Genomic DNA, 7,065 nt, shown 5'->3' with positions numbered 1-7,065 from the left:
CAGGAGCAACAGGAGCAACAGGAGCAACAGGAGCAACAGGAGCAACAGGAGCAACAGGAGCAACAGGAGCAACAGGAGCAACAGGAGCAACAGGAGCAACAGGAGCAACAGGAGCAACAGGAGCAACGGGAGCAACAGGAGCAACAGGAGCATCCGGTCCACTTATTACTGCTAATAATGCTCAAATGATTAATAGTGGACAGGTGACTGTTAATAATAATGCTGCTGTCCCTTTAACTACTAATGTTGTTATAAATGGAACCGCAATTACTCATGTGCCAGGATCAACTGATATTATATTAGCACCTAATCAAACTTATTGGGTTTTTTATGAAGCATCATCAGGTGTAGGAACTGGGACTGCACAATTAGAGTTTCAATTGAATGGAGCTATTGTATCTGGAACACAATCTAGAGCAACGAGCCAGCCTTCTGGTTCTATGACAGTATTAACATCAGGAGCAATATTAACAACAGGTGCAGATCCTAATGTATTAACATTGGTTAATACTGCAGGGGGAGCTAGAAATATACTGGGAGCGAATGTTAATATAATAAAACTTCAATAACCTATAAAAAAGTAAAATGAATATTAAAATTCTGTTTAAGGCATGGGGCGGTTTACCAGTTTCGTACCTTAGAGGATATTAAGAGAATCCTAAGTTTTTAGGATTCTTTTTTAGTTTCTATAAATATTATTTTAATTAGATGTGGAAAGTGATTTATGAATGTTAGAATAGCAAAAATTATCTTATTGTTAATGATTTGAATTCGGTTTGTATTTTGTATGAAGTAATAATTGGTGAGTTGATACAAAAGATAGGGATAAATGTATAAGGGGAATTATGAAACTTAATATTTTTCCATTTAAATAAATACTGCTATTTTGAAGTTATTTCCTAATTGCTTCTTCTCGTTAAAAGAAGCAATTAACATTTGCTAGCTACTTTTAGATTTTATTCAACAATTTTATGCATGTTACATATAATAATTTGGGATCTTCACTTATTTATAACTCGTCGCTAAAAAAGCGAAAATTTAAAGTTTAAAAAAATCACTTTTAAGGCGCTCTTTTTATTTAATTAAATAAAAAAGTTATACCAATGGATAACAAAATCCATAAATTATATAATGCAGCTGTTAAATGTTATTAAAGATGTTTAGATGAAAATCAAGGCATCATTGAAGATGTTATTCAATTATGTTTAAAGAGAGATGAATGTTATTTAGAACTAAAAAATGAGTAAAACCCAATTTGTTTTTTTCTATATTTATACATGAAATATCTAAATTAGAGGATTTTTAACATTTATGATTTTGTTTTTTGAAATATGAAAACTAAAATGGAGTATATTAGTGTCATGTAGCGACAAGATAATAAATTCCCTGTTTATACAAAATGCCTGTTATGCATGAGAATTACACATTCATTGGTTTGTGATAAATAAATAAATAAATAAATAAATAAATAAATAAAGGAACAAGAAAAAGCTAGTTCTTGTAATGAATAGGTAGCACGATTCATCCTAAATTCCCCCTAATATTAAAAGTAATAGAAAATGTTTTAATGTGATATTAAAAGCATAGCTTAGTGAAATAGGGGGTTGCATTCGATAATATCATGGTTGCTGAAAGGGGAAGGGTTTCATGCTTACAAGTATAATTATATTAACGCATAATCAATTAAAATATACGAAAGAATGTATTGATAGTATTAGAAAATATACGGATCAACAAGAGTATGAATTAATAGTAGTTGATAATGCCTCAACTGACGGGACTGTTCAATGGTTACAACAACAACAGGATATTTTAATGATTGAAAATGCAGAGAATATGGGCTTTCCAAAGGGATGTAATCAAGGGATTAGAAAAGCAAAAGGCGAAAATATACTGTTATTGAATAATGACGTAGTGGTAACGAAAAATTGGTTAAAAAACTTAATTAACTGTTTGTATGCAGAAAAGGATACTGCAGCAGTTGGACCGGTAACTAATAGTGCCTCTTATTATAGTGCAATTCCGACCTTTTATACGAATATGCAAGAAATGCAGGAATTTGCAAGTGAGGTTAATCAAAGCAATAGTGAGAAATGGGAGGAGCGTATGAAATTAATAGGATTTTGTATGCTTATCAAAAAAACAGTATTAGATGAAATCGGGTTGTTAGATGAACGTTTTACCCCTGGGAACTACGAAGATGATGATATATCACTTCGAATATATCAAAAAGGTTATAAATTATTTTTATGCAGGGACACGTTTATTCATCATTATGGAAGTGCTTCATGGAAAGAGGATAATATTCATTTTTCTATAGTTTTAAATAAAAATAGTAAAAAGTTTTATGAGAAATGGGGTTTTTCTGAAGAAAATCTCTTTATACATTACGACCTACTAGAAATTGCAGATCGCGTTGTAGCAGACGTCCCCCAAGAAGGAATGAATATTCTGTATATTGGCGCGGGATGTGGCGCAACTTTATTAGAAATAAAAAGAAGATATCCAGAAGCTTCTATATCCGGAGTGGAAAGTAATGAAAAAGCTGCAGTTTTTGCGAATAAAATAGCCCCTACAATATGTATTGATTATAACAAATTAAATGAAGTATTAGATAAGAAAAAGTTTCAAATTGTATTTTTATCATCCCCTATTGAGCCAGATCAATTAATGAATGTGATACAATCAATTTCTCAAAAATTAGCTCCAACAGGAAATATTATCATGTCAAAATTTAATTTTCATAATTACAATATATCGCAGAGTGAAATGTAATTACAGATAACTAGGTTCATTTAATTTTAAGAAAACGTAATTACTAAAATCATATTTTTGTAATCACCCGCTGGAAATTTCCTTCCTCAAATTGTGAAGGTTTGAAATGAAAATTTCAGATGTAGAGTAGTGTTGGTAGGTATAAGCCTACTTTTTTAATATGATTGATATAGCATCATATATTATGAAAGAAGGCAATTATGTTTATTTATATATGAAAACGATTGTCTATTTTAATTATATATAACTAAAATGATGTAATTAATTGAATAGGATATAACGAGACAAGTGCTTAATTAGCTTGTGATGAGGAGCAATAAATTTTGGAAATGTTCTTAATAAAAATAGTACAGTTTTTGGTACCTTTCTCAATCAATATGCATTGTATGTTATAGGCTATTGAATGGGAGAGGTGATTATATGAGTATCTGGAAAGAAAAACATGGAGAGTTATTTTTTGGTAATAAAAGATGTTGTATACCAAATACAACATCGATTCAAATTTCTCCATCTCAATTAAAAGAGTTTATACATTTCTTAAAGAGCTTTAAAAAAAATTTAGAACGAGTATTTTCGGAAACCTCATCTTCTTATACTAAGGATTTAAAAAAAATGATTCAAATATCACAAGAGTTTTTTGTTTATTTAAATTTATCCAAAGAACAAAGAAGGTTTTTTAATCAGAGGACTCGGAAATTGATGAAACTTTTAAATAATTCTTTCTTTTCTCAGGGTATGATTTTCAATGAATTGGAACAATTATTGTTATTTTTATTTAGCATAGTAAAATCGTTTGAAGTTAGTAACCATATTTTAGAGGGATTAATTGGATTACTTAGAAGAATAGAAATTATATTAATTAGATTAAGAACTAAAAATAATAAATATTTTTCAATGGATCTGAACAAGAAAAAGGACATTATGAAAGCAAGCAAAGAACCAGAGGAGATTGAAGCAAGCAAAGAACCAGAGGAGATTGAAGCAAGCAAAGAACCAGAGGAGATTGAAGCAAGCAAAGAACCAGAGGAGATTGAAGCAAGCAAAGAACCAGAGGAGATTGAAGCAAGCAAAGAACCAGAGGAGATTGAAGTAAGCAAAGAACCAGAGGAGATTGAAGCAAGCAAAGAACCAGAGGAGATTGAAGCAAGCAAAGAACCAGAGGAGATTGAAGTAAGTGAAGAACCAGGGGGAATTGAAGTAAGCAAAGAACCAGGGGGAATTGAAGTAAGCAAAGAACCAGGGGGGATTGAAGTAAGTGAAGAACCAGGGGGGATTGAAGTAAGTGAAGAATCAGAGGAGATTGAAGTAAGTGAAGAATCAGAGGAGATTGAAGTAAGTGAAGAATCAGAGGAGATTGAAGTAAGTGAAGAATCAGAGGAAACGGAAGTAAGTGAAGAATCAGAGGAGATTGAAGTAAGTGAAGAATCAGAGGAAACGGAAGTAAGTGAAGAACCAGAGGAAACGGAAGTAAGTGAAGAACCAGAGGAAACGGAAGTAAGCAAAGAACCAGGGGAGATTGAAGTAAGTGAAGAACCAGAGGAAACGGAAGTAAGCGAAGAACCAGGGGAGATTGAAGTAAGTGAAGAATCAGAGGGAACAGAAATAAGTGAAGTCACAATAGTGGCATTAATAACAACTAAACTCCTTTATGTTACAACGGCTAATACAGAGGGTTTAAATGATGATTTTCCGTTTCCCACAACAGAGAATTTGATGCTGTGTAATATGCTTAGTGATGACGTTTAACTTATTCTTAGTGGTAAAACTGTACCAAGTGTAGATCTTTTTTCTAATCCTACTTTTTTCTATTAGTAAATGTAAACAAAGCAGGAAGTATTTTAGTAAGTAGAAATGTGGGTTTGACGGGGGCGTTTTAGTATCAGGGAGTTTAACGATATCAACTTAAATGGTATTAATAAAAGTAAGATAGTTAAAATGAATTGGAAGCAAGGTATAAAAAGATGGTATTAGTAAAATGCCATCTTTTTATTATATTTTAATGAATGATTCGAAAAGGATTCGCTTCTTCAAGCATAGCCCAAAGGTAGATGGGAGATGCATTTTAGTTTGCCTAGCCAAATAGTACGTAACTTTCTTTTTTCGTGTGTTTAGTTTGTATACAATAAAATACTTGCTAATAGAATCAAATTTTATCAAGATTCACAAGATAAACCTGGTAGACCTATCAAATATCCTACTCCTGCATAATATGAGGTTAATTTTGTATTTCTAAAAGAAATAAATAGCCTTGAGTTTGCCAATGCACAAATGAATTTGAACAAAGCGTATGATAACTTTTTTCGTGATAAATCCGTTGATTCCCTAAATTTATAAGCAAGAAAGATAACCATTGTAGTTATATAACAAATAATCAAAATGACACAGTTTCTCTCTAGATATTTCTTAAAATCCAGTTATTTTTTGGGAATTTTAAAAGAATATAAAACAGTATCTTGCAATAAACAATACTGAATGATATTATGTAATCATAAATAGTAAATATTTCCTTGTAAAAATAAGGGATATATTGAATCGATGATGAAAGGAGAGTTCTTATAAGGTCAATAACACATAATTTACTAAGTAAAATAATTCAAGAAGAAAAATGAATTATATAGGAGGATTAATTATGAATCAAAGATGTATACTGTTAGAAGTTTCTCAGATCTGTAAATCTTTTCGGAATGTACAAGTGGTAGAAGATATGAGTTTTAAGGTTTATGAAGGGGACGTCGTAGGGTTTATTGGGCCAAATGGTGCAGGAAAAACAACAATAATCCGTATGATTTTAAATTTGATTCATCGTGATGGTGGAACCGTAAAAATTGGTGGTTACAATATTGATCATGAATTTAGTCAAGCGATGAAGAAGGTAGGAGCTATCGTAGAGACCCCGAGCTTTCATGTAAATCTTTCTGGATATAAAAATTTAAAACTAGTAGCGAATTTAAACAATGTAACAGAGCAGCGGATTTGGGAAGTTCTCAACCTCGTACAATTACAAGCGAGGGCTAAAGATAAGGTGAAAGAATATTCATTGGGAATGAAGCAGCGTCTTGGAATTGCAATATCCTTATTAAAAAAACCTGAGTTGTTAATTTTAGATGAGCCAACAAATGGATTGGATCCACAAGGAATACGAGATATGAGAACAATGATTAAAGAGTTAGCGGAAAAAGAGAAAATAGGACTTCTTATATCAAGTCATATTTTGCATGAACTTGAACAAGTATGTACACGATTTCTTATTTTGAATAAAGGGAAATTACTACTAGATTGTAATCGAGAAAATCTTGATCAAGAAATAGATTCATTAGAAGATTTATTCTTTGACACAATAGGAGGGACGATGGTTTATGCTTAAAATGGTTAGGAATGAATTGGTGAAAATGTTTTCTGGAAAAAGAATGTATGTGTTTATTGCAATCTCTCTTCTTGTTGTCATTGGTACGCTCGCTTCTACGAAGCATATGATGGAGAATATGAGCACGATTAAAGAAAATATTCCTGCAAATTTAAATGTACCACCTGTTCCTGAAATTGCATTAAATGGATTTTCAGCAAGTGCTATTACGTTAGATGCAATATCAAGTTTTTTAGTGGTCGTATATATTATCGTATTAGCGGCGAGTAGTATAACAGATGAGTATAGAGAAGGAACGCTGAAACTCCCCTTACTACAGGGTATGAACAGAAGTTCTCTCATTTTTAGTAAATTGATTGCATTAAGTATAATTATTATCTTCTTTTTATTATTTAATTTTATTGTTTCTATTGTAAGTGGTTCTTACTTATTTGGACTTGGAGAAAAATTCATGTTGCAACATCCTAGCTACGGAAAAGTAGAACTATCAATATTTGAAGGATTAGGAGTTCTTCTTCAAATGAACGGGGCAACATTTTTATTTTTACTTGCTGTCGCAGCAATTACGATGTATATATCTATAAAAATGAATAGTACAGCGAATGCAATTGGGATTGGTGTTGGCCTTTTAATAGCGATGCATGTTATCGGAAGTTTAGGATTATCCATTAACTCTTATTCAATCTTTGGCTATATAAAGTTTCATGAGAAAATTTTGAATCATGATGGTGTGTGGTTGGGAATTGGGGTTTTATTAGTTCACTTTTCACTTTTTCTTATATTAAGTTTGTATGATTTTAAAAAGAAAGATCTGGTGCATTGATTTAAAAAAGACATTCTTTATTATTTTTATTAAACAAGGGGGTATAAATGAGTAAAATAATGAAAGTATCGTTGATTTTGTTTTTTGGTACAGCAATCGATAT

Annotated in this window: 4 protein-coding genes and 1 pseudogene; all 5 read left to right on the top strand. The window is 31.5% G+C overall.

The window, feature by feature from the left end; translation table 11 throughout:
• A pseudogene (locus CO726_RS18840) lies at nt 1-569 on the top strand (collagen-like protein); the annotation flags it as partial.
• A gap of 1,078 nt (nt 570-1,647) precedes the next feature.
• Complete coding sequence (locus CO726_RS18835) at nt 1,648-2,775, top strand: glycosyltransferase (RefSeq protein WP_099685270.1); 1,128 nt, start codon at nt 1,648-1,650, stop codon at nt 2,773-2,775.
• Nucleotides 2,776-3,195: 420 nt separating this feature from the next.
• Nucleotides 3,196-4,521 (top strand): collagen-like repeat preface domain-containing protein, encoded by a 1,326-nt coding sequence (locus CO726_RS18830; RefSeq protein ID WP_099685269.1) that lies wholly within the window; start codon nt 3,196-3,198, stop codon nt 4,519-4,521.
• Between the two features lie 883 nt (nt 4,522-5,404).
• Nucleotides 5,405-6,139, top strand: coding sequence for an ABC transporter ATP-binding protein (locus CO726_RS18825; RefSeq protein ID WP_245916692.1), 735 nt, complete (start codon nt 5,405-5,407; stop codon nt 6,137-6,139).
• Entirely contained in the window at nt 6,132-6,962 is an 831-nt protein-coding gene (locus CO726_RS18820) for an ABC transporter permease (RefSeq protein ID WP_245916690.1), read from the top strand. Before CO726_RS18825 ends, CO726_RS18820 begins: the two co-directional genes overlap by 8 nt.
• Nucleotides 6,963-7,065 lie beyond the last annotated feature (103 nt).

This window comes from Bacillus fungorum (genome assembly GCF_002746455.1).
In the GTDB taxonomy this organism is placed as follows: domain Bacteria; phylum Bacillota; class Bacilli; order Bacillales; family Bacillaceae_G; genus Bacillus_A; species Bacillus_A fungorum.
The sequence above is the reverse complement of the archived record's forward strand: the minus strand, read 5'-3'. Positions and strand labels throughout refer to the sequence as shown.

Bases quoted from the DNA above. Each gene is read 5' to 3' on its own strand.
- CO726_RS18825 (WP_245916692.1), top strand. From the start codon at position 5,405: ATGAATCAAAGATGTATACTGTTAGAAGTTTCTCAGATCTGTAAATCT.
- CO726_RS18835 (WP_099685270.1), top strand. From the start codon at position 1,648: ATGCTTACAAGTATAATTATATTAACGCATAATCAATTAAAATATACG.
- CO726_RS18830 (WP_099685269.1), top strand. From the start codon at position 3,196: ATGAGTATCTGGAAAGAAAAACATGGAGAGTTATTTTTTGGTAATAAA.
- CO726_RS18820 (WP_245916690.1), top strand. From the start codon at position 6,132: ATGCTTAAAATGGTTAGGAATGAATTGGTGAAAATGTTTTCTGGAAAA.